The sequence below is a fragment of the Streptococcus mitis ATCC 6249 genome, from assembly GCF_000146585.1.
GTDB classification, from domain to species: domain Bacteria; phylum Bacillota; class Bacilli; order Lactobacillales; family Streptococcaceae; genus Streptococcus; species Streptococcus mitis_AZ.
The window spans coordinates 1-762 of sequence record NZ_GL397184.1; the positions used below are offsets into that span (position 1 = coordinate 1).

The window sequence follows — 762 nt, forward strand, 5'->3', positions numbered from 1 at the left end:
GTCAGCATCAACGTCTGCCTCTGAGTCAGCGTCAACAAGTGCTTCAGAGTCAGCAAGCACATCAGCTTCTGAATCAGCATCAACAAGCGCGTCAGAGTCAGCATCAACAAGCGCGTCAGAGTCAGCAAGCACATCAGCTTCAGAGTCAGCGTCAACAAGCGCGTCAGAGTCAGCAAGTACAAGTGCTTCTGAGTCAGCATCAACAAGTGCGTCAGAGTCAGCAAGCACAAGCGCCTCTGAATCGGCATCAACCAGTGCATCAGCTTCAGCAAGCACATCAGCATCTGAATCCGCATCAACAAGTGCGTCAGAATCAGCAAGCACATCAGCATCTGAGTCAGCGTCAACAAGTGCTTCAGAGTCAGCAAGTACAAGTGCGTCAGAGTCAGCAAGCACATCAGCATCTGAGTCAGCATCAACATCTGCATCTGAGTCAGCAAGTACATCAGCCTCTGAGTCAGCAAGCACATCAGCTTCAGAGTCAGCGTCAACAAGTGCGTCAGAATCAGCAAGCACATCAGCTTCTGAATCGGCGTCAACGTCTGCCTCTGAGTCAGCAAGCACATCAGCTTCAGAGTCAGCGTCAACAAGTGCTTCAGAGTCAGCAAGCACATCAGCTTCAGAATCAGCAAGTACAAGTGCTTCAGAATCAGCAAGTACAAGTGCGTCAGAGTCAGCAAGCACATCAGCTTCAGAGTCAGCGTCAACAAGCGCGTCAGAGTCAGCAAGTACAAGTGCATCTGAGTCAGCATCAACAAGTGC

Annotated in this window: 1 protein-coding gene; it reads left to right on the top strand. The window is 50.4% G+C overall.

All coding sequences use genetic code 11. From position 1 onward, the window contains the following. The coding region (locus HMPREF8571_RS11200; RefSeq protein WP_176601560.1) for a hypothetical protein at positions 1-762 on the top strand (762 nt) is incomplete at both ends.